This window comes from Kistimonas asteriae (assembly GCF_018263925.1).
Taxonomy (GTDB): domain Bacteria; phylum Pseudomonadota; class Gammaproteobacteria; order Pseudomonadales; family Endozoicomonadaceae; genus Kistimonas; species Kistimonas asteriae.
The window spans coordinates 237,647-264,001 of record NZ_JAEVHF010000004.1 but is presented as its reverse complement, the minus strand read 5'-3'; the positions used below and the strand labels follow the sequence as shown (position 1 = coordinate 264,001).

Below are 26,355 nucleotides of genomic sequence, written 5' to 3'. Positions count from 1 at the left end.
GGCATGCCGGATACGTGGTGATTTCAAGGTAAAAGGCTGTAGCGGAGTCCCCGTTGATTATCTTCACCATTACCAACAAAATCACGAACCAGGTCTATGTCGGCAACACCCGTAACGACCTCTACTCCCAATGGCAGAAGATGGTTACTGCTGCCGAGCAGCAGCTCGACTACCCCCTTTACAAGGATATTCGCGTCCACGGCGCTGATAACTTCTCGGTTGAAGTGTACGATTATGTCGACACCCGCGAAGAGCTGGCAGAGGTAGAACAAGATGCCATTGAACTGTTCAACGCCAAGAGCCTGAAGGGGTACAAAACCACCACGGTTTGTATTTCACCCAAGAAAAAGCCCCGTAAAAGCCGCTCCGTCTCCGCCATCGAAAAGGAACTGATGTCCCTGCTTGGCGGTGACAGTGATTTCAGCGACGACGATGATGAAACACCTGTACCCATCACGCCCAAAAAAGCGTTGGAGGCAGAAGAGGAGAAACCCCAGGGACGCATCATCAAGGCCGCTTCCGTGAAACAGGAAGCCACTGAACAACCTAAAGAAGCGAAACCGAGCCCGCTGGAGCGAACGGTCGCAACCATTGAGGTTACTCGTCCCGCGGTCGTCAAACCGCAGGCGACTGAAGCACCCGCTCAAATTGCCGCCAAACCAGAAGCGCCGAAACCCGCCGAACCCGTTCAGCCGGTACGCGCCTCCCGCAGCAGCTCGCTGGTTGACTTGGGTGGCTTTGAATTGGACTCTGCAATCTCTGCCCAGCTGGCGGCCATTACCGCTGCGGCGGATGCGGTATTGGCAGGTGACATCTCAGCGACCGAGTCACTGACCGACATCGCAGCCAAACCGGCCACCGCCGAGATCATCAGTGAAGAGGCTGTAACGGTCACCGAACCGGTTCCGACAGAAGCTGCTGTGGCACATCCGTCACTGAGCGAAGTCTCCAAAACCATCTGCGGCAAGGAAAAGCGTATTCGTGAAGCCATTGAGCGTCATCGCCAGTCCCGCGCCAGCCGTACCAGCGCCCAGATGAATGAAGAGAAGGAAAAGATCAGCCAGATGCTGGCTGAACTGAACGCCCGCGCTTACTCCCTGTCTGACACCATTGCGCATCACTGATTCCTGTTGCCTTTCCTGCCTGCAATCACCATTGCAGGCAAACCCTTCTCCTGTGTTCTAGACTCTAAACATCCTTTGCGTAATGCCGAAGCGTCACGGAAGACAAACAGGTAGAGGGAACTTACAGATGATGATTGATGCTGAGCAGCTGGAAAGGCTGTCGAGCCTGCGCTCAAATCTTGCCCGAATGGCTGCCAGTATGGCAGAGCTGGAAAACAGGATGGCGTTGGTAAATCACCAGTGTCGCCAGATTGCTGATGAGATGCGCACCCTGCGCACACAGATTAAAACCCCGCCAGATAAAGATAAACAACACTGAGTCATATAAAAAACAGCGGGCAGTCAGGTTTTTCTGACTGCCCGCTGTTTTTTTTCAGTACGCCGATCAGGCAGGCGTTCGCATGGTCACAAACTCTTCAGCCGCTGTCGGATGAATCCCGATAGTCTGATCGAAGATCGCCTTAGTCGCGCCAGCCTTCAGGGCAATCGCCAGCCCCTGGGTAATTTCACCGGCATCAGGGCCAACCATGTGGCAACCCAGTACACGGTCACTGTCACCATCCACCACCAGCTTCATGAATACGCGCTCATCGCGACCACTCAAGGTATGTTTCATGTGGCGGAAGCCAGTCTTGTAGATCACAACATTGCTGTACTGGCCTCGCGCCTGCTCTTCGGTAAGACCAACCGTGCCAATATTCGGCTGACTAAATACTGCAGTGGCAATATTGGAGTAATCCATCACCACCGGCTGTCCCTTGTACAGATAACGAACCAGCGCCATCGCCTCTGCCAATGCGACAGGGGTTAACTGGAAACGGTCGATGACGTCACCCAGCGCATAAATATTGGGTACCGATGTCTGGAAGTTATCATCCACCTTGATGGCGCCATTATCCGCCAGCGCCACACCGGCCTGCTCCAGCCCCAGCCCTTTGGTATTGGGCACACGACCAGTAGCGTACATGACGGTATCCGCGTTTTCCGTCGAGCCGTCTTGCCAGGTCACCTGCAACTGTCCATCGGACAGTTTTTCAATCTTGCTGATTGTGCTATTGAAATTCAGATTGATGTGCTTTTTCAGCATTTCATCGCGCAGGGTTTCGCGGATATCGCCATCAAAACCACGCAGGAACAGGTCACGGCGATAAGACAGCACCGTCTCGGCACCAAGGCCAGCAAAAATACCGGCAAACTCAACGGCAATGTAACCGCCACCCACCACGATGACTTTCTTGGGGAACGTCTCCAGATAAAAGGCTTCATCCGAGGTAATCGCATGTTCTGAACCCGGGAAATCGGGAACAAAGGCTTTCGAACCCGGTGCGACCAGAATACGCTCTGCGGTGTAGCGCTTGTCACCGACGGCAATGGTGTGCTGATCAACCAGTGCGGCATAACCGGCAATCAACTCAACGCCTGCGTTTTTCAGCAGGTTTTCATAGATACCGTTAAGGCGCTCAATTTCCCGGGTCTTGTTGTCCCTGAGTGTTGGCCAGTCAAAGCTGACACCATCAACCGTCCAGCCATACCCTTTGGCATCTTCAAAATCTTCATGGTAATGGGCGCCATAGACAAACAGCTTCTTCGGCACGCAGCCTACATTGACACAGGTGCCACCCAGAAAACGTCCTTCAGCCACGGCCACTTTCGCGCCCTCGGCCGCTGCCATCCGACTTGCCCTGACGCCGCCGGAGCCCGCCCCGATGACAAACAGGTCAAAATCATAGGTTCTATTGTTCATTCAGCCTCTCCTGAAGGTAAAATGCGGCTTTTTCTCATGATGCGCATTCGGCGCCAGAGAATAACAGTCTCATTCAGTCGTAGAACGTACCGTCGTACGGCTGGTTTCGTCTGAAATGATACGGATTCATGTCCACTTAAGATGCAGCAGTTCAATACTCCGTTCCAGTCACTCACCCTGCAACGCCTCCCCCTGAGAAACCGGGAAACCCTGCGGGCCTGGGATGCCGCTGATGAATACCTGTTGGAACACCTCGGGGAAGCCGGCGTCTCCGGCCGGGTCCTGATCCTCAACGACAGTTTCGGTGCATTGACCCTGAATCTCGCAACGTATAACCCGGTACTTTACAGCGATTCATGGCTTGCACACCAGAGTGCCATACACAATGCCAAGCACAATGGCATCGCCACAGATAGCTTCCAGTGCCTGGCCAGTACAGAGCCTCTGCAGGGTACCTTTGATCAGGTTCTGATCCGGTTCCCCAAAAACCTCAGCTGGCTCGAAGAACAGCTACTGCGATTGCGTCCGCATATCCATAAAAGTACGCAGATTGTTGCGACAGGCATGGCCAAATACATCCATACCTCGACCCTGTCGTTACTGGAAAAAACGCTCGGACCAACCCGTACCTCACTGGCCCGCAAGAAGGCGCGACTAGCGTTTGTGACATTCGACCCAAGCCTTTCACCTGCGGATTCCAGCTTTCCCAAAACCCTTTCAATGCCTGGCAACCTGGCCACGGTCAACCACGCCAACGTGTTCTCAAGAGAGAAACTGGATATTGGCACCCGATTCTTCCTTGAGCACCTGCCGGCCGACAAGCACTACCGCAACATTATTGACCTGGGTTGTGGTAATGGGATTCTCGGACTGACAGCAGCCAGTCGGGATCCGGAAAGTACCGTGACCTTTGTGGATGAATCCTATATGGCGGTACAGTCCGCACGGGAAAGCTGGCACGCCAACAGCCTCCCTGAAGATAAAGGTCGTTTTATTGCCAATGACAGCCTGACCGGTTTTCCTGCCAACTGCGCTGATCTGGTATTGTGCAACCCGCCCTTCCACCAGGGGGAAACCATTGGCGACCATATCGCCCGGCGGATGTTCCGACAGGCGCACCATGTACTCCGTCCCGGCGGGGAGCTTCACATTGTCGGCAACCGGCACCTGAACTACCACTCGCGCCTCAAACAGCTGTTTGGCGGTTACCGACTGGTCGCCAGCGACGCCAAGTTCGTCATCCTGAGCAGCACACGCCACACCTGAAAAGTATTGGAGGGATATCCACAGTATCTGTGGATATCCTCTCGGATAGCATGTGATTAACCACGGCCAACCCGCAGCCTTACAGTGCTTCAGCGCGCTGATATTTTTTTGATCATCATTTCACTCCATTAAAAAGACCGTTCGTCGCTCAAGCAGGCAAGTCTCTCTGGACGAACTAACCTCACAGAAAGTAAAACTAACGTACCAAAAATAAAATTATCAACGTCATGACACCCCCTTCGTCAAGCTGATGGGAGATTTACGTGCATCATCGCTATATGACTGCCTGCTACCTTTTCACACTGATCATCACATTGTTTGGATTCACCACTTCCGCATACGCTGACCAAAAACCTGAAATACCCCGTCTGCTGGTTTGCTTAGCCCTTGACGATGACGCCGCTTATCAGAGCCTATCCCAGCACTTAATACATAAGCTTTCGATGGCTGCCCAGGAGCGGTTCTCCGCACACTCCGCCGACCAGCTCCTTTTTCTGATGCAAGGCAAGCACCTGAGCCTCCCAACACTCCTTCAAAACCTGCAGGCTCAGGATGGCTCCATCCACTCATCATTTTCAGATTTCATCACCGCGTTTAATGCAATCGCCCCAAAGTGCTACACAGGCCCTGGCCGATCACGCCATGAAATCGCTGAGTTAATTCACTCCAATTCCCTTGTTCATTCCCCCACCAGTCGGATTTATGCCGATGATACCCTGACCGTTCTAACGCTCGATAACCAGATCACTGTATCCATCAGCCACACTGATACGGATCATGCGGCGCTTGGGTTACACCAATTGGGCATGGACAACCTGTCAGAGCGAATTTGGCTGGGTACCAGTCATTCGGTGATGAGTTTGACCCAGCTCTCTGGCAGTGACATAAACGATTTTCTAAACCAGGTGGAAGAACGCACAGTCCATAATAACATTTACCCTCAAAACAAGACTGAAGCCTTTAGACACGCTTCTGAAAAACAAAAAACGACGCAATCTCACCAATTCAGAAAAACCTCTCACGATGATACATCCGAGGCTGTGGTATGGGCTGTATTGGCCGTGGCAATCGTCTTTGCAGCCGTTCTACCTTTTGGTTTTTTTATGGCATTTCTCTAACCATCACGAATCACATTCACACTCCTGAGAATATGCCAATCCGACTTTTTCCGGAGTTCGTTCATCTGTTTCACGAAAAGGGGTTAGCTGACAAGCATATTGTCCTGATTTACAGGAGTCTTGATGTGAATAGCAAAAGGCTCATTGTCACTGCCGGTTACAGATGAAGTCATACTGGCTAACCGACATGGAACTGATTGACATAAGGATATGTCTGAGTTGGCAACAATGCCTTTTGAAACGCTTTAGTTTTCGTTATTTCATGAGGACACCCATCACTCAACCATTGAAGTCGACCATGACAAAGACCAGACATCACAAACCATCCTTACAGGTCTTGCTGATAGCGTTGTGTATGATCACCTTCGTTCATGATATGCCCCATGCCCTGGGCAAAGAGAATTCACACGTCACAGTAAATCATTTGACCACTCTCATATGCCTCGCGTCTGTCGATGCTAACGAACTCTCATCATCGCTCACAGCATCAAGTCTTGAACTGATTCCCATATCCGAGCAGTCCCTAGTGACCCATGCCCCAGGGCAGGTGTTACTGATCCTAAGAGGAAGTTATATCACTGAGGCTGATTTAAATCAGAATTTGCCATTATCTGATACGTCTGCCTCAACGATTTTGTTTGCGCTGGCGGATGCTCTCGGTGATATACCACACCAGTGTTATCTATCACCGGCTGAGACTCGCCAAGCGATCGGAGACATGCTCGCAACTGAGAAACTCTACAAGGATGAAGACAGCCTGATATTTTCAGACAGAGAGATGACAGCCATTCATATCGATAAAGAAAATACGATAGCCATAAGTAACGATCGGCATACTGCAATCCTTGGTCTGCACCAGCTAGGTTTTGACACAATATCTATCAGTACATGGATTAAAGCACCTCATTACTCTGAGGCTCTCGTTCGTATGCTACGTGAAGCACCTGAACATCAGCTGTCTACTACCTATGACACAAACTCTACCAGCCATCCCGACATTAAAAAACAGCAATCCTCTGAGACTGCCGATCAAAACTGTTCTTCAGAAAATCAAACAGAACTGACCATCCTCAGATTTTTTTTCAGAATTCTGCTCTGCCTCCTGCTACTTCCCTTTGGCATGTGTATATAACCTGCGAAACAACGCCTTTTTTAGTTAACGTACAAATACCGATAATCGCATTTGGCATCCATCAACAAGACGGATAATGGGCGTTGACCTTAGACAAGATTCGTTTAAAAAATCCGTTCCAATGATCAAAATATTTTAACGACCCAAGGGATTCGTGTAGACTGCGCGCCTTCTTCACCACCCTTCTGAAGTTGTCGTACAAATCCCATGCTAGAGCGCTTATTTAAACTCCAGGAACACAATACTACGGTCAAAACGGAAGTGATCGCAGGCCTCACCACCTTCCTGACGATGGCCTACATTATTTTTGTTAACCCCAGTCTGTTGGCCGCTGCCGGTATGGATTCCGGCGCCGTGTTTGTCGCCACCTGCCTTGCCGCCGCCATTGGCTGTTTTATCATGGGCTTTTATGCCAATTACCCTGTCGCCATGGCGCCGGGCATGGGACTGAATGCCTTCTTCAGTTTCACCGTTGTCGGGCAGATGGGATACAGCTGGCAGGTCGCCCTGGGCGCAGTCTTCTTCTCCGGTATCTGCTTCTTCCTGCTGAGTGCTTTCCGCATTCGTGAGTGGATCATCAACAGTATTCCGTTGTCACTGCGCGGCGGTATTGGCGCCGGTATCGGCTTCTTCCTCGGCTTCCTGGGCCTGCAAAATGCGGGCATTGTCGTTGATAACCCGGCCACGCTGGTATCCATGGGGGATATGACCAGCTGGAATGCGATCATGGCCTGCCTGGGCTTTGTCGTAATTGCCGCTCTCTATTTCCGTGGCGTTACCGGTTCCGTCATGATCGGCATCCTGTCTGTGACACTGCTCAGCATTGCCACCGGCCATGTCGAATTGAACGGCATTTTCGCCATGCCCCCCAGTCTGGTGCCCACCTTCATGCAGCTTGACCTTGCCGGTGCGCTGGATATCGGTCTGGTCAGTATCGTGTTCTCCTTCCTGTTTGTGGATATGTTCGATACCTCCGGCACCCTGATCGCTGTGGCCCAGAAAGGTAACCTGCTGGACAAAGACGGCAACATGCCCCGTATCAACCGCGCGCTGATGGCAGACAGTACTGCCACTGTCGCCGGCTCCATGCTCGGTACGTCCACCACCACCAGTTACATTGAAAGCGGTGCCGGTATTGCGGCAGGCGGCCGTACTGGCTTGACGGCGGTTGTCGTTGGTTTACTGTTTATTGTCAGCCTGTTTCTGTCACCGCTGGCGGGCGCAATCCCTGCTTACGCGACAGCCCCCGCACTGTTCTTTGTTGCTGTACTGATGACCCACAGCCTGGTCAAGATTGACTGGGATGACATTACCGAAGCGGCTCCCGTTGGCGTTGCGGCTATCACCATGCCACTGACGTATTCCGTGGCATCCGGTATTGCCCTGGGCATTATCGCCTGGACCGGCATCAAGCTGATCAGTGGCCGCCAGAAAGAGATCACCCCAGCCATGATCGTGCTGACGGCACTGTTCATTGTGAAGTTCATGATTTTCTAATCAGGCGAAGCGCCATCCATCCACAGGGTGGCGCTTCTTATCTGAGAATGACCGCGCCACCTGCCTTGAGACCTAACCTCAACACTGTCCTTTACCTTCCTATTTCAACAGGCTAACCGCACCTTCATCCGGTGATCTCCGACTTTTTTTTATGGCCTGCTCAGGTATCATGCCCGCCCTATACGTTTTACCCCTGTTCCCCCTATTCCAGGCGAGGCCCGATGTCGACGGATTCCGTACAACCTGAACGCTATGATGACCTGCTCCGGGAGAAAGCCGACCGGATCGAGGCGATGTTTGCTCCCTTTGCGCCGCCCGCACTGGACGTCTTCCGTTCATCCCCGTCCCACTACCGCATGCGGACAGAGTTTCACATCTGGCACCAGGATGACCGGGCACATTACGCCATGTTTGCGCCGGGCAACAAGTCCGAACCGTTTTTTCTGACCGATTTCCCAGTCGCTTCGGAACGCATCAACAGTCTGATGCAACCGTTGCTGGACGCCTTGTGCGAACAGGAGATCCTGCGTCGCAAATTGTTCCAGGTGGAATTCCTGACCACCCAGACCGGTGAAGCACTGGTCAGTCTGCTCTACCACAAGAAGCTGGATGAACAGTGGCTGGAGGCCGTCCGCCCCCTGCGCGAACAGTTCAACATCCATATCATTGGCCGCGCCCGTAAACAGAAGCTGGTGCTGGATCAGGACTACGTTACTGAAACCCTGACGGTCAATGGCAAACAATGGCGCTATCAGCAGGTGGAAAACAGTTTCACCCAGCCTAATGCCGGTATTAACGAAAAGATGCTGGGATGGGCGGCTAATATTGCACAGGATAGTGACGGCGACCTGCTGGAACTCTATTGCGGCAATGCCAATTTCACCTGTGTACTGTCCGAACAGTTTCGTCGTGTCCTGGCGACTGAGATATCCAAATCTTCAGTTAAATCCGCGCAGCACAACTTTGCCCTGAATGGGGTGGAAAATGCCGACATCGTGCGTATGTCCAGCGAAGAATTCACCCAGGCGATGAACAAGGAGCGTCCCTTCCGGCGCCTTCAGAATATTGACCTGGACAGCTACGATTTCTCCACTGTATTGGTCGATCCACCTCGGGCGGGTCTGGACAAGGGCACTGAAGCCCTGGTGCAACGATTCGAGCGCATCATTTATATATCCTGCAACCCCGAAACCCTGCAGGCCAACCTGGACACCCTGAGCCAGACCCACCGGATCGAACGTTTCGCCCTGTTTGACCAGTTCCCCTATACCCACCATGCAGAGTGTGGCGTTTATCTGGTGCGCAAATAAGGCTCACTGATAACGTAAACCGATGAAACCATCCCCTTCTGGCACAGTCTGATTCTATAATCAGGATTCTGTTGCCAGGGGGTGGCCAATGAAAACACGATTACCGGTCTCATTTTTTTTATTTCTGTCCTTTCTGCTGGTGACGGGCTGTAGCTCGTTCGCACAGAAAACTGCAGCGGACAAGGCACCCAGCGGCGAAACCGTCGACATCTTACTGATTGCCAATGACCAGGGAGAAAGCCAGGTGTTCAACCTGCTTTTACCCGAACTTGCTCGTCGAAACCTGAGCGCCCGGGTTCTGACCATGGGGCAGGCGGATACCGTCTTTGCCAATCAGAAAGACGCTGTCCAACTGAACACTCTGGGCTCTCTGTCAGAAAACGTGTCCAACGACAGAACACAACTGCTGGATAAAGCAACACTCGAACGTATCGCCACCACATTTCGTCCAGCCATCGTCGTTACCGGTATGTCCCATGCCATACAGGCGCAGCTGGCCAACCGCTTCAAGACCGATGGCACCACCACGATGGCGTTTTACGACAACTTCGACCTGATCAGCCAGTCGCAGTATGTTGTCCCCTGGCTGGAAACGACCACCGGCGTGGATGAACTGCTGCTTCCCGGACACTACCAGGCATCGGATGCCGGGAAACTCCCCGCATTCAGCAACAGCCAAATATCAATCAGCGGTAATCCTGCCCTGGAACAATGGGACATTGTTTTCCTTGTCACGAATGCGGTACAAGAGAAACAACGCCTCGCCCTTGATCCAAAGCGTCCGGTGATTCTCTTTAGCGGCGGCTATGGAAACGAGTATGAACAATGGCTGCAGCTTTTTCTTCAGGCCATGGCAGAACGCCCCGACCTACAAGTTCTCATTGCACCACACCCCAAAACCGACGGCCAACTTGAACGCACTACCGTAGCGGGCTTGCAGCTGACCAACACTAACGTCATGGATGGCATTGTTTCCACCGCACAGCTGGCGACAGTAGCGGATCTGGTTGTCACCCATAAGTCCACCACCGGTTTCCAGGCTGCCTGGCAGGAAGTACCGGTCCTCTTTGTCGCGCCCGATGACTACACCAACATTCTGATAGATGCAGGCCTCGCAAGTCGGGCCTCCAGCTGGCAGCAGATTCTCAATACGATTCATCGCTATGTCGACCAACCCAAACGGCGTGAAACCGTGTCATTCAAAATGCTGGGGGTACCGGAGCAATCCCTGCAACGGATTGCCGACCATCTGCAGACCACCCGATACCAGGTCATAGGCGCCGGTTCTCCGATTCTGGAACAGTTACAGGTTGAAGATCATTAACCATTAATGGTTGCCGTCTATTGCCGGACGTAGCCTCCTTATTCTGCTGCCGATCGGATTCTACCGGCCGGCAGCGGCACACTGGTCTATGTTTATCCCCAAAAAACGTATTGCTATCTTTATCCTTCATCGTGGGAGAAACATCGCCATGCAGCAGATTTCAGAAATACTGGTGCCTATTATTCGTGCTGAAGCCGTCTGTGATCGCCGTCAGCTGAGTCTGTCGCTGCAACTGGCCAAGGCCTGCAACGCCCATTTGACGTTCATGGTCTTTGAGGAAAACATCCCCCAACTGGTGGGCCCCATTCCTTTTGATACCTGTCTGCTGAAAAAAAGCCGGGCACAGGAATGCCAAGTCGTTCTTGATGCCTGCCTGGAGCAGGCGGAAAAAGCGGGGCTGCACGCAACAGCTGACCTGGTCTGGGGGAATCCCGTCGATTGTCTCATTCGTGAAATACAGAGCCGCAAGGTCGAACTGGTCGTGAAATCTGCGGAATATCACCACTTTCTCGGCCAGCGTCGTTTATCAGGCAACGACCTCAATGTCCTGCGTCTCTCCGTCGCACCGGTTCTGCTGCTGGCAGAAGAACAACCGGATCATCCGGTGACACTGAAAACCCTGCTGGTCGCCGTGGATACCGACCCGGATAACGAAGCGCTGAACATCCGTTTACTGGAGCTGGGCCGGCAACTGGCCGAACTCCAGCAGGCCCAGCTCCATGCGGTGCATACCTGGCGCCTGATTGGCGAGGATTACATGACCCGCGCCCGGCATCATGCGCCCCCCAATCTTCACACCAAGCTTGAAAATGTCCTGAAGGAAGACCATATGAAGCGGTTCCAGCATCTGCTGTCAGGTGCCGGTCTGAAGCACGGGGAGAATGTCACGGCTCACCTGATCCGGGGACGCGCATCGGAAGAAATCTGCCGGCTGGATGAAGAGCTGGGCGTTGATTTAATGATCATGGGCACCCATGCCCGCCGTGGCCTTGAAAAATTCATGATTGGTAATACTGCCGAAAATGTCGCAACCAGTGTCAAAAGCTCCCTGCTGATTGCCAGGCCCGATCACTGAGTCAAAAAAGCCGCCATGGGCTCAGGATTCAGGCTTTACGCGCCCTAACCGCTTCAAGTAGGCTAACTCCATGGAAGCAGTAAATACCATAAACGTCTCGCAGTCCCTGACAGGGCAAGGATCACAAGCCAAGATGGCGGGTAACCGGAAAAGGACATGGCCGATCACGCTCGTTGCAGTCGCGGTACTGCTGAGCATGGTTGCAGGCGTTCTTCTCCATGCCTGTGACCGGCTGGTGTCAGACCGTGCCTCCGGTTATCTCTACAGTGATATCCACCATTTGCCCTTCAACCAGGTTGGCGTGGTACTCGGTACCAGCCGCTATACCCGCGACGGTATGCCCAACGGTCACTATCTCCGGCGCCTTGAAGCGGTCGCCGAACTGATGAAAGCCGGAAAAATACGCTACATCCTCGTCAGCGGAGACAATGCTACCCGCTACTACGATGAACCCACTCGCATGCGTGCAGACCTGATGGCCATGGGCGTACCGGCTGACCGCATCTACCGCGACTATGCGGGCTTCAGGACACTGGACTCCGTGGTACGCGCCCACAAGGTCTTTGGACTCGAACCGTTCACCATTATCTCCCAGTCATACCAAAATGAACGGGCGATGTTCATTGCCCGCGAACAGGGCATTAACGCCATTGCCTACAACGCCCACGGAAAATTTCCAGACTCGGACTACAGTAACCGGATCAGGGAAACCCTGGCCCGCCTGCTGGCCGTTCTGGAAGCCCGCCTGCTCAATACCCAGCCACGCTTCCTGGGAGAACCGATCATCATTGGAGAAACACCACCCACTTAGGTGATCGCGGTGAAAAGCAAGCCGCTTCCCTGTTCCCAAAATTTGCACACGATTCGCTTCGGCTATACACCCAACCATCCTTGCGCTATATCAACATCCGTTACTGAATTACCTGATAGCCTTTGGGGTTTTTTGCCCCATTTCCATTAACAAAGGTCTGACGGCTGCCTGGCAGTACGACAGGCCATAGAAGAGACAGGTTGGCGTTACTATGGAGGTCATCAAGACCGACGTTGCCATTGTTGGCGCAGGCGGAGCCGGACTGCGCTCAGCCATTGCCGTGGCCGAGAGCAACCCGGCACTCAAGATCGCCCTTATCTCCAAGGTGTACCCCATGCGCAGCCATACGGTTGCGGCGGAAGGTGGATCCGCCGGTGTCGTACAGGCGCATGACTCCCTTGAACATCATTTCAACGATACCGTCTCCGGCGGCGACTGGTTGTGTGACCAGGATGTGGTCGACTACTTTGTGGCCAACGCCACGGACGAGATGGTCCGAATGGAGCACTGGGGCTGCCCCTGGACCCGCAAGGACGACGGCTCCGTGAATGTCCGCCGGTTTGGCGGCATGAAAATCGAGCGTACCTGGTTTGCCGCAGACAAGACCGGCTTCCACATGCTCCATACGCTGTTCCAGACATCCACGAAATACCCCTCAATCCAGCGGTTTGATGAATATTTCGCGACGGACCTGATCGTTGAAGACGGTCGCTGCCAGGGGCTGGTTGCCATTGAAGTCAAAACCGGTGAACCCAAGCTGTTCCTGGCCAAGTCAGTCATTCTTGCAACCGGCGGTGCTGGACGCGTATTCCGTTTCAACACCAACGGTGCCATTGTCACCGGTGACGGCATGGCCATGGCTTACCGGGCTGGTGCTCCTCTGCGTGACATGGAATTCGTTCAATACCATCCTACCGGCCTGCCCGGCTCCGGCATCCTGATGACCGAAGGCTGCCGTGGTGAAGGCGGGATTCTGCTGAACAAGGACGGTTACCGCTACCTGCAGGATTATGGCCTTGGACCGGAAACCCCGATTGGCGAACCCCAGAACAAGACCATGGAGCTGGGCCCCCGTGACAAGCTGAGCCAGGCCTTCTGGCATGAACAGCGCAAGGGCCGCACCATCGAGACCCCGCTCGGCGATGCGGTTCACCTGGACCTTCGCCACCTGGGTGAAAAGAAACTCAAGGAACGCCTGCCGCTGATCTGCTCCCTTGCCAAGAATTACCTGGGTGTGGATGCTGTGAATGAACCGGTTCCTGTGCGCCCTGCGGTTCACTACACCATGGGCGGTATCCGCACGGATATGACCGCCTGCGCACTGCCTGGCCTATACGCGGTCGGCGAATGCTCAAGCGTGGGTATGCATGGCGCCAACCGACTGGGCTCTAACTCCCTGGCGGAACTGGTGGTCTTTGGCAAGGTCGCCGGTGAAAAAGCGGCTGAGTTTGCCTCCCAGGCCGACTACAGTGCGGAAAACACCCTCCAGGAGCAGGGCCGCCAGCATATCGCCGCCATTGAGAGTCTGCGTAATGCCAAGGGCAGCGAAAAAGTATCGCATATCCGCCATGAGATGGTGAAAACCATGGAAGACAACTTTGGCATCTACCGACTCGGTGACGAGATGCAACAGGGTGTCGATACCATCGCTGCGCTGCGTGACCGCTTCAGCCGTATCACCATGGAAGATCAGAGCCACGCCTTTAACACCGAGCTACTGATGGCGCTTGAACTGAAGTCGTCCCTGGAAATTGCCCACACCATCGCACTCTCAGCCTTGCTGCGTAAAGAATCCCGTGGCGCCCACCAGCGTCTGGACGGTTTTGAAAAACGCGATGACCAGACCTTCCTGAAACACACCCTGGCTTCCAGCAATGGTAATGGTGCCCCACGCATCGACTATGAGAACGTCAACATTACCCGATTCCAGCCGGAAGAACGCCTCTACGGCGCCGCCGCCGAGCAGCCCCGTGCGGAGAAGACCCCATGACCGGACAAACCATTACCCTTGAGGTACTCCGATACAATCCGGAAACCGACAACGAACCCAGCTTCGGCACTTTTGAGATTCCCTACCGGGATGACTGGTCACTGCTTGACGCACTCGGCCATATCAAGGATGAGCTGGACGCCACGCTGGCCTACCGCTGGTCTTGCCGGATGGCGGTGTGCGGAAGCTGCGGCATGGTGATCAATGGGACCCCGAAGCTGGGTTGTGAAACCTTCCTGCGGGATTACTACCCGGGTACGGTACGGGTAGAACCCCTGGCGAACTTTCCGATTGAACGGGACCTCATCGTCGATGCAGCCGATTTCATTGAGAAACTGGAAGCCGTCAAGCCCTACATTATTAACGCGGCAGACAAACCGGTTTCGGAAGGCACTTACAAGCAAACGCCCGCCGAACTGGCCCGCTACAAGCAGTTTTCCATGTGCATTAACTGCATGCTGTGCTATTCCGCCTGCCCGCAGTTTGGCCTGAACCCGTTGTTCACCGGGCCGGCCGTAATTGCCCTGGGGCACCGCTACAACCTGGACAGCCGGGATGATGGCCAGGCCATGCGTACCGAGGTTCTGCAGGACAAGAACGGCGTCTGGAGTTGTACATTTGTCGGCGTCTGCTCCGAGGTCTGCCCGAAATCCGTTGACCCGGCCGGCGCCATCCAGCAGGAGAAAGCGATAGGCGCCCAGGACTGGGCCCTCTCATTCCTGATGCCTCGAAAGGGAGCCAAGTCATGAGCCGACGTCCCTACAAACCCGTCATGTCCAGAACCTGGTACCTGAAGCAAACCAGTTACCGGAACTACATGATCCGGGAAATGAGCAGTGTCTTCATCGGCCTGTGGACACTGAATCTGCTGGTCGGTCTTGGCAAGCTGATCCAGGGGCCTGAGACGTGGTCCCAGTGGCTGGCGCTGCAGGCCCATCCGCTGATGATCCTGTTCAGCGCGGTTACGCTGGTACTGGCGCTCTATCATTCGCTGACCTGGTTCCGTGCGGTGCCACAGGTGATGCGGATTCAGATAGGCACAGCCTTTGTGCCCGCCAAACTGATTACCAACGCCCACATCGGCGCCATGGTCGGGCTCTCCGCCATCGTGCTGGTTGCGACACTCTGGGGGGTATGAGATGAACGGTAAACGGCATTTCGAACCGCTGTTCTGGAGCCTGTTTGGCGCCGGCGGCATCGTGACCGCCATGGCCACGCCGGTACTGGTGTTGATCATTGGGCTTTGTGTACCACTGGGGATTATTCCCGCTGACGCGCTGTCCTATGACCGAATGATGGCCTTTGCCGGATCCTGGTTCGGACGACTGGCGCTGGCCGGCGTGATTATCCTGAGCCTGTGGCACTGTGTGCACCGCATCTACCACAGCCTGCATGACTTTGGTTTTCATCCCGGCATTGCCGTGAAAACCCTGTTCTATGGCAGCGCACTGGTGTTTTCGATCGCGACGATCACGATGGTTCTGCTGGTTTAACCCACAGGCCACTGGCTACCCCTCTGCCGCCGATCGGGCCGGTCATTCCAGACCGGCCTTTTTCCTGTCATTTCGTCATGGCGAGTGTTATCTGGCCTGATTGGCTGTGATAAGATTCGATCCTTTTTTCACGTAATCTCGTACTACTCGTAAAGGGAGCAGGCATTCGTATGATTACCGCTTACCGCCTTCTGGATAACAAGCTGAAGATTGATCACCTGACCCTGCAGGATGAACTGCCCAGTGATACAGTCTGGCTGGACTTGGTAGAACCTACCGATCAGGAGCGTGAGTGGCTGCATACGTATTGCGTGGAAGAAGTGCCGGACCGGGAAGACCTGAACGAGATTGAGGCCTCCTCGCGTTTCTACCAGGACAAGGACGGCACCCATATCCACAGTTTTTTTCCTCACCGTTCCGGTAAAGAGCTGCGGACCATCAGTGTTTCGTTCAACCTGCGTCCCCATATGCTGATCACCCTGCGTGATGAAGATGTGGGCCTGTTTCGCCTCGTCCGGAATTACTTCAAGCGCAACCAGATCGAGATTGATTCGCCCATGGTGGTGCTGAATGCCCTGTTCACCGCCAAGGTCGACTACCTCGCCGACCTGCTTGAAGAGGTCTACGAGACCCTCGAAGAAACCGGACATATGGCGCTGAGCGAAGGCACTAGTGATGAGCGTGATAATATTCTGAAAAACATCACTCTGCAGGAAGATATCAACGGGAAAATCCGTCTGAGCCTGCTCGACAGCCAGCGCTCTCTCCGTTACCTGGTGCGTAACCGACGGATTCGCCTGTCAGATATTCATCAGCAGGAAATCATGGACATGCTGCGCGACATTGATTCCCTGTTGCCGCACACCGCTTTCCTGTTCGACAAAATCAACTTCCTGCTGGATGCGGTCATGGGCTTCATCAACCTGGAACAGAATAAGATCATCAAGATCTTCTCGGTCGCCGCCACCATCTTCATGCCTCCCACGCTGATTGCCAGCAGTTATGGCATGAACTTCGAGCTGATGCCCGAACTGCATTGGACTTATGGCTATCCCGTCGCCATTGGCATCATGATTGCCAGCGGTTTGAGCACCTACCTGTTCTTCAAACGGAAAGGCTGGCTCTAAACAACGGCTAACCAAGACCACGCAAAAAAGAACCCGGAAAAATCCGGGTTCTTTTTTGCGTCAGTGCTGACGCCGGGTTTGTCGAATCCGCAAACCAATCACAATAATGGTCAGCAACAGGGGTACTGCAAAGATATTGATCAACTTCAGACGCGTGCCCAGGTTTTCAATATCCTGATTCAGCTGATGCTGCACATCCCGAAGTTCCTTGCGGATCTTCAGTTTTTCCTGCTGGAAGCGCGCCAAAGCCTTTTGTTGATCCTCACTCAGGATCAAGGCATCTTGCCCCTGCTTTCCGGCTTGTAACTCCAACAGTTTGTTTTCGGTTTCCTGAAGCTGTTGTGTCAACGCCTCTTCTTTATTCATAAGGCTGGCCTGGGCCTCCCGCTCCAGCGCATCAACCCGGGTGAAGGGTCGTGAATACTGCCCCCGGCTGCGGATACTGATCAGATCCGCATTGCCGATGAGGTTGTCCACCATGTTCACCACCATGTCGCCATTGTTGGCAAAAGGGGTTGCCATCTGCTGGCCAAAGAAGTTGTTCACCTGAACCCAGAGGCGGTTGGACAGCACATCCGTGTCCGCCACCACGATCAGGTTGACGGGTTTCTGGGAAGTCATGATTTGAGGTTTTTCTTCGGCGACATCATTTGACTCCCCCTCCACAACCTCTTCTTCCTCTTCTTCGGAAACAGTGACCCCAGTAGGTAATGACTGATCCTCAACAACCGATTCGGATATCACGTCCAGCGGAGCATGTTCATCATCCTGCTCATCCCCCTTGGGCTGAGGGCGCCCCTCAGGGAAGGCAGTTTTAACATCCCCGGTGATCCTTGCCGCCAGCACATAACGCTCACCGGCAGGCATGTAATCCTTATACAGTACTTTGGGATCATGAAGCGTGGCCAGCTGCGCTGAATCCAGTAGCGCTGAATGGATGCCGGACTGAATCAGGGGCTCCATCCTGACCGTTGCGTTGTCCTTCAACTTGAGCGCACCGGCACTGGCAACATTGACGGTTTTGAGATTAGCAGTCACCACGTCATCAGGAGCAAAGTTGTTCTCACCAAGGCCGAGAATACCCAAATGGCGCACAGGCCGTCCCGACTGACCACCAACGGCCAGGGCATGATCTTCATCGGCCACAAACCGATCCGGTACCATTTCAACGCCCCAGACGCTCAGCAAGGTGTCCAGATAAGCAGAACGGGGACCACTGCCGCCCCCCATCATGCCGCCTCCCTGGGCAGACTCTTCAGCATGGGGATCCAGGAATACCAAGGCATGACCACCCTTGAGGACATACTGATCAATGGCATACAGCGTATCGTCAGACACCTCATCCGGCAGGATCAGCACCAGTAACCCGACATCGTCAGGAATTGTTTTTATTGTATTCCCCAGATACTGAACGTCGTATAACTGCTCCAGCTGGGTAATACTCATCCACGACTGTCCGGGGCGACGGGTCATGTAATCGTAGCCGCCATTCACTGGCACACCGCTGATCACCGCCACCTTGGGGCGGGTTTTCTGGCCGACAGAGTAAATCAGGTTACTGATGTCATATTCCAGGAAGCGCTCTTTGTCCGGATGAAAAAAGCCAATGATCTCCTGTCGCCCTCTATCTGTCGCCGCAGGCTCTGACAGCTTTTCGGTCGTTGAAACGGTTTCTCCACCCGACGTATCGCCGCTCAAGGCGACAAGGCCAAAGTAAACGTCCTTACTCCCCATGGAAAGGGGTACGGCCTGCAAGCCATAACCCGCAGCCTCGTCTTCCTGCTCCGAGAAGGGTTCCGGGTCTATGACCTCTAGCGTTACTTTCCCGCCGGAGACTTGTGCATATTCACGCAAGAGCTCTTCCACCCGGTTGGCATAGTTGCGCAACTGGGGAATCCCTTCTGTCGCCTTACGGGAATAAAACAGTTTCAGGGTCACCGGCTCCTGCAAGTCTTGCATCAGGTTGCGGGTTCCCTGAGACAGGGTATAGAGATGATCTTCCGTCAGATCAACCCGGGCACCGCGGAACACCATCTGGACAGCCACCGTCGCCAACAGCACCAGAACAGCCAGCGCCACGAGCCCTGTCTTTGAAAACAGTTTGTTCGTCATCGCCTGCTCCTCAGTCAGCCTTTTTCATATCGATGATAATGGCGGTAGCCAGCAGCCAGGCCGCCATCATGATCAGGAAATACACCACATCCCGTAGATCCAGCACCCCTTTGCTGATCGCTTCAAAGTGCGTCAGGAAACTGAGTGCGCCGATGGCATCGACAACCGGCGCTGGCGCCCAGGACTGGAAGGCATCCAGCACAATCGGATAGCCCGCGACGACCAACAGGAAGCAGACAACCACACTGAGGATAAAGGCAATAACCTGGTTACTGGTCGCTGCCGACATGCATGAGCCAACAGCAATAAATCCACCCGCCATCAACCAGCTGCCCAGGTAACTGGCAAGAATAACGCCGTTATCTGGACTGCCAAGGTAATTGACCGTCAGCCACATGGGAAAAGTCAGCAACAGCGCCAGACCGGTAAACACCCAGGCCGCCAGAAACTTGCCCAGTACCGCCTGCCCAAGACTGACAGGCAGAGTCAGCAGCAGTTCCAGCGTGCCGGTCTTACGCTCTTCGGCCCATAGCCGCATGCTCACGGCGGGTATCAGAAAGAGGTATAACCAGGGGTGAAACATGAAAAACGGCATCAGGTCGGCTTGGCGACGCTCGAAGAAATTTCCCAGGTAAAAGGTGAAGACACCGGTCATCATCAGGAAAATCACGATATAAACGTACGCCAGAGGCGTCGCAAAATAGCTGCTCAGCTCGCGCCGGAAGATCACGTTGACACTGTGCATCAGGCCACCTCCCTCTGCTCGCCACGGGTCAGCATCCGGAACACATCGTCCAGGCGACCACGCTCCACATACAGTTCTTCCACTGCCCATCCCTTTTCATGCAGCAACTGGCTCACAACAGGGAACAGGTCCGCGTGGACCTCAGGCAGCAGGGTATAACGCGCTACCGGGTCAATATCCACTTCAACACCGGCAACACCGGGCAGCTGGCTCAGACAGGCCTTCGCCTCATCCTGTGCCACCTCCGGAAGAATCACGGTGACCGCGCGGTGGTAGCGGGAACGACGTTCCAGCTCATCCGGTGACGCATCCGCCAGTACACGCCCACCGGCGATTACAATGGCACGGGTACACACCGCAGTGACTTCTTCAAGAATATGGGTGGAAATAATGACAATCTTTTCTTCTGACAGGCTACGGATAAGCTCCCGGACCTGATGTTTCTGGTTGGGGTCCAGTCCATCCGTAGGCTCATCGAGGATCAATACGGCCGGGTCATGCAAGATGGCCTGGGCGATACCGACACGGCGCCGGAACCCCTTGGAAAGCGTATCAATGGATTGATGCATCACCGATTCCAACGCCAGTTGCTCCACCACATGCTGGATACGGACGGTTTTGTCATCCCCTTTCAGGCCACGGATATCGGCAATGAAATCCAGGAAACGGGCCGGGGTCATTTCACCGTACGCGGGCGCACCTTCAGGCAGATAACCCAGCAACTGTTTGGCGCCTACCGGATCCCTGAGCACATCATGCCCACAGACACTGACAGCACCAGCGGTTGGCTTGATGAAGCCGCTGATCATCTTCATGGTGGTGGATTTTCCGGCCCCGTTGGGGCCCAGGAAGCCAAGCACTTCTCCTGGCCCGACAGAAAAGGTAATTCCGTCGACGGCCGTGAACCGGCCAAAAGTCTTTTTGAGGTTGTCGATTGTTATCATCGCTGTCTGATCCAGTCTCCACAGGTTCAATACAGTTCTCGTTCGCCCTGGCGGCTCCCGGTCACCTTAAACAAGGCCGGAAAGCACATTCCAGCATCAAATCCCTGGCCTGTTGGACATCCTGTTACCGAACCTCACGCCGCAATAAGATGGGGTACAACACGAGGCGAACGAAGCATAGACAACTTTTTGGTCAAAAAGTCCCGAAATTCATGATATTTTTGGTTGAAAAATACCCTGGATAAAACAGGGGATTGGCCATCAGACAATCCGGGTTTGTCAGGCCGTAGTAATCCGACAATAATTAACCTCAGACTATCTGTAATATCCCCGTCCCAAGCCGTACCGGAACCTGTACACCACCCAGAAGGTTCCACCCGATCCGGAAACCCGGGTTAACCGCCAAGACAGTCCTGCTACTGGGCGGATTAAGGTATTATTGAAGAGAAACAGCTCAGGGAAAACGATCTTAATGTCAACCGCAGTGAACAAGCTAAAAGTCGCCGCCAACCAGCTTTCTGCCCGCCAGACGCCGTCAGAACTGGGTTTCAAGGACACCGACGAGCTGGAGCCTTTTGTCGGCACACTGGGCCAGGAGCGGGCCGTCGGCGCCATCCAGTTCGGCGTCGCCATGCAGCGTTCCGGCTATAACATCTATGTTATGGGGGAATCAGGCACCGGCCGAACCTCCTATGTACGGCACTACCTGAAAAGTGAAGCCAAGCGGATGGAAGAGCCCTCTGACTGGGCTTACGTTAATAATTTTGACATAGCACGCTCCCCTTCGGTGCTGCAACTGCCAGCGGGTACCGGCCAGGTGCTCCAGGCGGATTTCGACAAACTGATCGACGGCCTGCTGGATACCTTTCCAGCCGCTTTCGAACACCCGACCTATCAGCAACGTAAAAGCATTATTGAGCGCAACTTCAACAAGAGTTATGACCTGGCCATCGACCTGGTGGAACAGGAAGCCCTGCGCCGTAACATCGCCCTGTTCCGGGAAGCCGGTTCCCTGACCTTCGCGCCCATGAGTGAAGGTAAGGCCATGGATGAAACCGAGTTCGCCAGACTGCCGGATGAAGAACGGGAACGTTTCAACAATGACATCACCGAGCTCGAAACCCTGCTCAATGACGAACTGGCGGAGCTCCCCCAGTGGAAGCGGGAATCCAGCGAGGAGCTGCGCAAACTCAACCACGACACCATCGACAAAGCGCTGGAGCCGCTGATCAAGCCGCTCAAGAAAAAGTACAGCAAGCACAAGGATGTCCTGAACTACCTGGCGTCGATGAAGCAGGACCTGCACAAGGTCGTGGTGGAAATCCTGGCGGAAGAACGGGCCATTGAGTCCCGTGATGACGGCAGCAAACGTGCCCAGCTGGAAGAACAGTACGCTCCCAATATTGTTGTTGGTCACAAGAAAAAAGCGCCGGCACCGGTAGTGTTTGAATCCCACCCCAGCTACAAGAACCTGTTTGGCCGGGTGGAATATGCCGCGGAGATGGGGGCACTGATCACCAGTTACCGCCAGATTTGTCCGGGCAGCCTGCACAAAGCCAATGGCGGCTACCTGGTCATTGAAGCCGCCAAACTGCTGGATGAACCGTTTGTCTGGGAAGCCCTGAAACGGGCACTGAAAGAAGAACAACTGAAAATCGAATCACCGGCTGCCGAGCTGGGACTGGTGAACACCATCACCCTGACACCGGATGATATCCCCCTGAACGTCAAGGTGATCCTGATTGGTTCCCGGCAGATCTATTACCTGCTGCAGGAACTGGATCCTGATTTCCACGAAATGTTCCGGGTTCTGGTGGATTTCGACGGCTACCTGGAACGCACCCCGGACACCATCCACGCCTTTGCCCGCCTGTTAAAGACCCGGGCGGATGACGAAGCCTATCCGGCGCTGACATCCCAGGCAGTTGCCCGCATGGTGGAACACAGCTCGCGCCTTGCCGAACACCGGGGTCATCTGTCTGCCCACATCGGCAACCTTTTCGACCTGTTGGCAGAAGCGGACTTCATCCGCAGTATGGCCAAGGGGCGGAAGATCACCCACCACCATATCAACAAGGCGTTGGAAGCCAAGGCGGAACGCACCAGCCGAGTCAGCAAGGAAATCCAGAAGGAGATGCTGGAAGGCAGTATCCTGATTGACACCGAAGGTACTGCCATCGGCAAGATCAACGGATTGACCGTCCTCGCTGTTGGCGATACCAGTTTTGGCTCACCGGCCCGCATTACCGCAGCGGTGTACCCTGGCTCTCAGGGCATTGTCGATATTGAACGGGAAGTTCAACTGGGTCAGGCCATCCATTCCAAGGGGGTCATGATCCTGACCGGTTACCTGGGTGCCCGTTATGCCCAGCATTTCCCGCTGGCCATCTCTGCCAGCCTGGCCATGGAGCAATCTTATGGCTATATCGATGGCGACAGTGCATCCCTGGCCGAACTCTGCTGCCTGATTTCTGCACTGACCGAGATCCCAATCAACCAGGGACTGGCCATTACCGGTTCCATCAACCAGCATGGTCAGGTCCAGGCTATTGGCGGTGTCAACGAGAAGATTGAAGGGTTCTTTGATCTCTGCCAGGCCCGGGGGCTAAGTGAATCCCAAGGGGTCATCATTCCCGCATCCAACGTCCGTAACCTGATGCTCAAGCCCGAAATTCAGGATGCTGTCCGTGCCAAACAGTTTACGGTCTACGCGGTCTCTGAGGTTGAGGAAGCCCTGGAGATCCTCTGTGGTATCAAACCCGGCAAACTCAACAGCCGTGGCAAATACCCGAAAGGAACCATCAATTACCGGGTGCTGGAGCGGCTCAAGGAGATTGCAGAGCTCGCCAAGGATTCCCACTGATAGCGCACGTTTGACACAACTCAGTTTGTCATCCTGACCGGAATGCGCCGGCGACCCCAGTCGCCGGCGCTCTGTTCAAAGACTCCCGGCAACGCGACACCACAATGGTTGCAACAGCCTTTGCCATTTAATTGCCAGTCACCCAGCTGATACCAGTCCCGCTCAATCAACCGTTCACCGCAGGCATGGCAATAGGTACTGCTGCCGGCCGGATCATGCACATTACCCGTGTAGCAGTAACGAATACCGTTTTGCATGGCGATTTGGCGTGCACGGGTCAGGGTTGCAGGCGGAGTATTGGGCTTGTCAGTCATTTTCCAGTCCGGATGGAATGCCGAAAAGTGCAGCGGTACATCAGACCCCAAATGCTCAACAATCCAGCCGGTCATGGCGTCCAGCTCTGCATCCGAGTCATTCTCACCCGGAATCAGTAAGGTCGTGATCTCAAACCAGACACTGGTTTCCCGGCGGAGATAAATCAGTGTCTCCAATACCGGCGCCAGTTCGCCACCACAAATTTTCTTATAAAAGCGCTCGGTAAACGCCTTAAGGTCGATATTGGCTGCATCCATGTGACGGAAAAAATCGACCCTCGGTTCATCACAGATATAACCTGCCGTCACCGCTACCGAGCGTACCCCCATCTCATGCCCTGCCTGTGCAACATCATTCGCATACTCAAGGAAAATAATGGGATCATTGTAGGTAAATGCCATACTGCGGCATTTCAGCTGAACGGCTGCAGCGGCTAACCGTTCCGGCATGGCGCTGTCTGCCAGGGAGTCAATTTGCCGGGATTTGCTGATATCCCAATTCTGGCAGAACTTGCAGGCCAGATTGCAACCGGCGGTACCAAAGGACAACACCGGTGTACCCGGCAGAAAGTGATTAAGCGGTTTCTTCTCAATGGGATCAATGCAGAAACCGCTGGATCGTCCATAACTGGTCAGCACGATCGCGTCATCCTGACGCTCCCGCACAAAACAGAGCCCCTGCTGCCCTTCCCGCAGTTTGCACGCGCGGGGGCAAAGGTCACACTGAATGCGCCCGTCTTCCAGCTCATGCCAGTAACGGGTCGGAAATGCCGATGGCGGTACGATGGATGCCTGAACCATGGCCATTCCCTCCTTAGAGTTTCCTGCCACTAAGCATTAGGCAAAATGCCCAGAGATGCAAAAACCAATTGCCAGTTAGTCCCCATTGGTCTGATCAGTAAATAATCTGATGCGTTCACAAAGTGACGGTTATACTTAACTATGCTCGACAGACCGGGGGCCTGCTATGAAAACACGACAACCTGCCGTGGCGGGAAGTTTCTATCCTGCCAATACCGAAAAACTGGATGCTGCTATTACCACCTTCCTTGCTAATGCACCGAAGCGGGATCTGTCGCCCAAGATACTGGTGGTGCCCCATGCCGGCTACATTTATTCGGGGCAAACAGCGGCGACGGCCTACCGTCTGTTACAGGAACAGGCGGATACGATTCGTCGAGTGATTCTGCTGGGTCCCAGCCACCGGGTTCCCTTCCGGGGACTGGCACTGCCGGACTGCGAAACGTTTACCACGCCATTGGGCGACGTCCCCTTGGACACCCAGGCCATGCAGGCTCTGCTCAGCCTCGGGCAGGTACAGGTACTGGATGCCGCCCATGCCATGGAGCATTCACTGGAAGTCCAGGTGCCCTTTCTGCAGCGCAGCCTGAAAGATTTCCATCTGGTGCCACTGGTCGTAGGCGACGCCTCCACCATGGCTGTTGCCGAAGTCCTTGAGGCCATATGGGGCGGCGATGAAACCCTGATCGTTATCAGCACCGACCTCAGTCATTACCACACCTACGATGAAGCCCGTGCCCGGGATGCTTCTACCGTTAAAGCGATTGAGCTATTGACGCCCAACCTGACCGGTGGTCAGGCCTGTGGCTGCCGTCCGCTCAATGGTTTACTGGAAGTCGCCCGGCAACGAGGCATGCAGGTGTCGACTCTGGAAGTCTGCAATTCCGGTGATACCGCTGGCGACAAAAACCGGGTTGTGGGTTACGCCTCGTTTGCCCTGCAATAATTCACACAAACCAACACATCGCACACGGGCCTGAAAGGAAAACGCCATGTGGACAGAAGAAGACCAGTCTCAATTGCTGGCCATCGCAAGGACGAGTATTGAGAATGGCCTCCAGTCCGGGAAACCGCTGATACCGGAAACAGAGGCTGCCCCCGAAGCGTTGCAAGCAGTCAGAGCCAGCTTTGTGACCCTGACCCTCAATCAAAACCTTCGTGGATGCATTGGCTCTCTGGAAGCACATCGGCCACTGATTAACGATGTCGCCGCCAATGCCTTTTCCAGTGCATTTAAAGATCCCAGGTTCTCCCCCGTTTCGGCAGAGGAACTGGAAAAGATTGCCATAGAAATTTCGATACTGTCGCCGATGGAACCGATGCAGATCAGCGATGAGCAGGATTTACTCGAGCAATTGCAGCCCGGCATCGACGGCCTGCTGATTGATGACGGTCATCACCGCGCTACTTTCCTTCCACAGGTCTGGTCACAACTGCCAGAACCCGCACTGTTTCTTAACCACCTGAAACGTAAAGCCGGCATGCCGCTGGAAAGCTGGCCTGACACCATGAAATGCTATCGCTATCACTGCGATAAATTCCGGGAATCAGCCGGTTAATCGAAC

The 26,355-nt window shown here is 54.3% G+C and carries 23 protein-coding genes; 18 read left to right on the top strand and 5 right to left on the bottom strand.

Annotated elements, in window-relative coordinates:
• The first annotated feature begins 53 nt into the window (after nucleotides 1-53).
• Together KHS78_RS07030 and KHS78_RS07025 are read left to right on the top strand one after the other, a co-directional pair.
• A complete protein-coding gene (locus tag KHS78_RS07030) occupies nucleotides 54-1,124 on the top strand; it encodes a GIY-YIG nuclease family protein (RefSeq protein WP_211826604.1) in 1,071 nt (356 codons plus the stop codon).
• 127 nt (nucleotides 1,125-1,251) lie between these two features.
• On the top strand, nucleotides 1,252-1,443 hold the full coding sequence (locus KHS78_RS07025; RefSeq protein ID WP_211826602.1) for a hypothetical protein: 192 nt from the start codon (nucleotides 1,252-1,254) through the stop codon (nucleotides 1,441-1,443).
• A gap of 66 nt (nucleotides 1,444-1,509) precedes the next feature.
• On the opposite strand, the gene gorA is transcribed toward KHS78_RS07025, so the two are convergent.
• Nucleotides 1,510-2,868 carry a glutathione-disulfide reductase gene (gorA, locus tag KHS78_RS07020; RefSeq protein ID WP_211826600.1) on the bottom strand — a complete coding sequence of 453 codons (1,359 nt, stop codon included), beginning with the start codon at nucleotides 2,866-2,868 and terminating at the stop codon, nucleotides 1,510-1,512.
• 141 nt (nucleotides 2,869-3,009) lie between these two features.
• Here gorA and KHS78_RS07015 point away from each other — a divergent pair, with 141 nt between their 5' ends.
• The 13 genes from KHS78_RS07015 (at nucleotide 3,010) to corA (ending at nucleotide 17,011) form a co-directional block, all read left to right on the top strand.
• Entirely contained in the window at nucleotides 3,010-4,134 is a 1,125-nt protein-coding gene (locus KHS78_RS07015) for a methyltransferase (protein WP_211826598.1), read from the top strand.
• A gap of 263 nt (nucleotides 4,135-4,397) precedes the next feature.
• Entirely contained in the window at nucleotides 4,398-5,252 is an 855-nt protein-coding gene (locus KHS78_RS07010) for a hypothetical protein (protein ID WP_211826596.1), read from the top strand.
• Between the two features lie 187 nt (nucleotides 5,253-5,439).
• Nucleotides 5,440-6,384 carry a hypothetical protein gene (locus KHS78_RS07005; protein WP_211826594.1) on the top strand — a complete coding sequence of 315 codons (945 nt, stop codon included), beginning with the start codon at nucleotides 5,440-5,442 and terminating at the stop codon, nucleotides 6,382-6,384.
• A gap of 207 nt (nucleotides 6,385-6,591) precedes the next feature.
• Entirely contained in the window at nucleotides 6,592-7,881 is a 1,290-nt protein-coding gene (locus tag KHS78_RS07000; protein ID WP_211826593.1) for an NCS2 family permease, read from the top strand.
• A 221-nt stretch (nucleotides 7,882-8,102) separates the two neighbouring features.
• The gene (trmA, locus tag KHS78_RS06995) at nucleotides 8,103-9,191 is read left to right on the top strand and encodes a tRNA (uridine(54)-C5)-methyltransferase TrmA (protein WP_211826591.1); all 1,089 of its coding nucleotides are present in this window, start codon (nucleotides 8,103-8,105) and stop codon (nucleotides 9,189-9,191) included.
• A gap of 88 nt (nucleotides 9,192-9,279) precedes the next feature.
• Complete coding sequence (locus tag KHS78_RS06990) at nucleotides 9,280-10,515, top strand: glycosyltransferase family protein (RefSeq protein WP_211826589.1); 1,236 nt, start codon at nucleotides 9,280-9,282, stop codon at nucleotides 10,513-10,515.
• A 148-nt stretch (nucleotides 10,516-10,663) separates the two neighbouring features.
• Nucleotides 10,664-11,590, top strand: coding sequence for a universal stress protein (locus KHS78_RS06985; RefSeq protein ID WP_211826582.1), 927 nt, complete (start codon nucleotides 10,664-10,666; stop codon nucleotides 11,588-11,590).
• A gap of 70 nt (nucleotides 11,591-11,660) precedes the next feature.
• Nucleotides 11,661-12,401 (top strand): SanA/YdcF family protein, encoded by a 741-nt coding sequence (locus KHS78_RS06980; protein ID WP_211826581.1) that lies wholly within the window; start codon nucleotides 11,661-11,663, stop codon nucleotides 12,399-12,401.
• A 211-nt stretch (nucleotides 12,402-12,612) separates the two neighbouring features.
• Nucleotides 12,613-14,391 carry a fumarate reductase (quinol) flavoprotein subunit gene (gene frdA / locus KHS78_RS06975; RefSeq protein WP_211826579.1) on the top strand — a complete coding sequence of 593 codons (1,779 nt, stop codon included), beginning with the start codon at nucleotides 12,613-12,615 and terminating at the stop codon, nucleotides 14,389-14,391.
• Nucleotides 14,388-15,140: a succinate dehydrogenase/fumarate reductase iron-sulfur subunit gene (locus KHS78_RS06970; RefSeq protein WP_211826577.1), complete on the top strand. Its 753-nt coding sequence runs from the start codon at nucleotides 14,388-14,390 to the stop codon at nucleotides 15,138-15,140. The genes frdA and KHS78_RS06970 overlap by 4 nt, the downstream gene beginning before the upstream one ends.
• Nucleotides 15,137-15,529 (top strand): fumarate reductase subunit C, encoded by a 393-nt coding sequence (locus tag KHS78_RS06965; RefSeq protein ID WP_211826575.1) that lies wholly within the window; start codon nucleotides 15,137-15,139, stop codon nucleotides 15,527-15,529. The genes KHS78_RS06970 and KHS78_RS06965 overlap by 4 nt, the downstream gene beginning before the upstream one ends.
• A 1-nt stretch (nucleotide 15,530) precedes the next feature.
• A complete protein-coding gene (gene frdD, locus KHS78_RS06960; RefSeq protein WP_211826573.1) occupies nucleotides 15,531-15,884 on the top strand; it encodes a fumarate reductase subunit FrdD in 354 nt (117 codons plus the stop codon).
• 170 nt (nucleotides 15,885-16,054) lie between these two features.
• Complete coding sequence (gene corA, locus KHS78_RS06955) at nucleotides 16,055-17,011, top strand: magnesium/cobalt transporter CorA (protein WP_211826565.1); 957 nt, start codon at nucleotides 16,055-16,057, stop codon at nucleotides 17,009-17,011.
• Between the two features lie 60 nt (nucleotides 17,012-17,071).
• Here the strand turns inward: corA and KHS78_RS06950 are convergent, their stop codons facing one another.
• The 3 genes from KHS78_RS06950 to KHS78_RS06940 are packed head-to-tail and all read right to left on the bottom strand — an operon-like array spanning nucleotide 17,072 to nucleotide 20,812.
• Nucleotides 17,072-19,123 carry a Gldg family protein gene (locus tag KHS78_RS06950; protein WP_211826563.1) on the bottom strand — a complete coding sequence of 684 codons (2,052 nt, stop codon included), beginning with the start codon at nucleotides 19,121-19,123 and terminating at the stop codon, nucleotides 17,072-17,074.
• A 10-nt stretch (nucleotides 19,124-19,133) separates the two neighbouring features.
• The gene (locus KHS78_RS06945; protein ID WP_211826561.1) at nucleotides 19,134-19,868 is read right to left on the bottom strand and encodes an ABC transporter permease subunit; all 735 of its coding nucleotides are present in this window, start codon (nucleotides 19,866-19,868) and stop codon (nucleotides 19,134-19,136) included.
• Nucleotides 19,868-20,812: an ABC transporter ATP-binding protein gene (locus KHS78_RS06940; protein ID WP_211826559.1), complete on the bottom strand. Its 945-nt coding sequence runs from the start codon at nucleotides 20,810-20,812 to the stop codon at nucleotides 19,868-19,870. Before KHS78_RS06940 ends, KHS78_RS06945 begins: the two co-directional genes overlap by 1 nt.
• A 472-nt stretch (nucleotides 20,813-21,284) precedes the next feature.
• On the opposite strand from KHS78_RS06940, the gene KHS78_RS06935 reads away from it, so the two are divergent.
• Nucleotides 21,285-23,675 carry a Lon protease family protein gene (locus KHS78_RS06935; protein ID WP_211826557.1) on the top strand — a complete coding sequence of 797 codons (2,391 nt, stop codon included), beginning with the start codon at nucleotides 21,285-21,287 and terminating at the stop codon, nucleotides 23,673-23,675.
• A gap of 20 nt (nucleotides 23,676-23,695) precedes the next feature.
• Here KHS78_RS06935 and amrS read toward each other — a convergent pair whose 3' ends face one another.
• Nucleotides 23,696-24,790 (bottom strand): AmmeMemoRadiSam system radical SAM enzyme, encoded by a 1,095-nt coding sequence (gene amrS, locus KHS78_RS06930; protein ID WP_211826549.1) that lies wholly within the window; start codon nucleotides 24,788-24,790, stop codon nucleotides 23,696-23,698.
• A 166-nt stretch (nucleotides 24,791-24,956) separates the two neighbouring features.
• Between amrS and amrB the strand changes: the two genes are divergently transcribed.
• Nucleotides 24,957-25,736: an AmmeMemoRadiSam system protein B gene (amrB, locus tag KHS78_RS06925; protein ID WP_211826547.1), complete on the top strand. Its 780-nt coding sequence runs from the start codon at nucleotides 24,957-24,959 to the stop codon at nucleotides 25,734-25,736.
• 46 nt (nucleotides 25,737-25,782) lie between these two features.
• The gene (amrA, locus tag KHS78_RS06920) at nucleotides 25,783-26,349 is read left to right on the top strand and encodes an AmmeMemoRadiSam system protein A (RefSeq protein WP_211826545.1); all 567 of its coding nucleotides are present in this window, start codon (nucleotides 25,783-25,785) and stop codon (nucleotides 26,347-26,349) included.
• The last annotated feature ends 6 nt before the right edge of the window (nucleotides 26,350-26,355 follow it).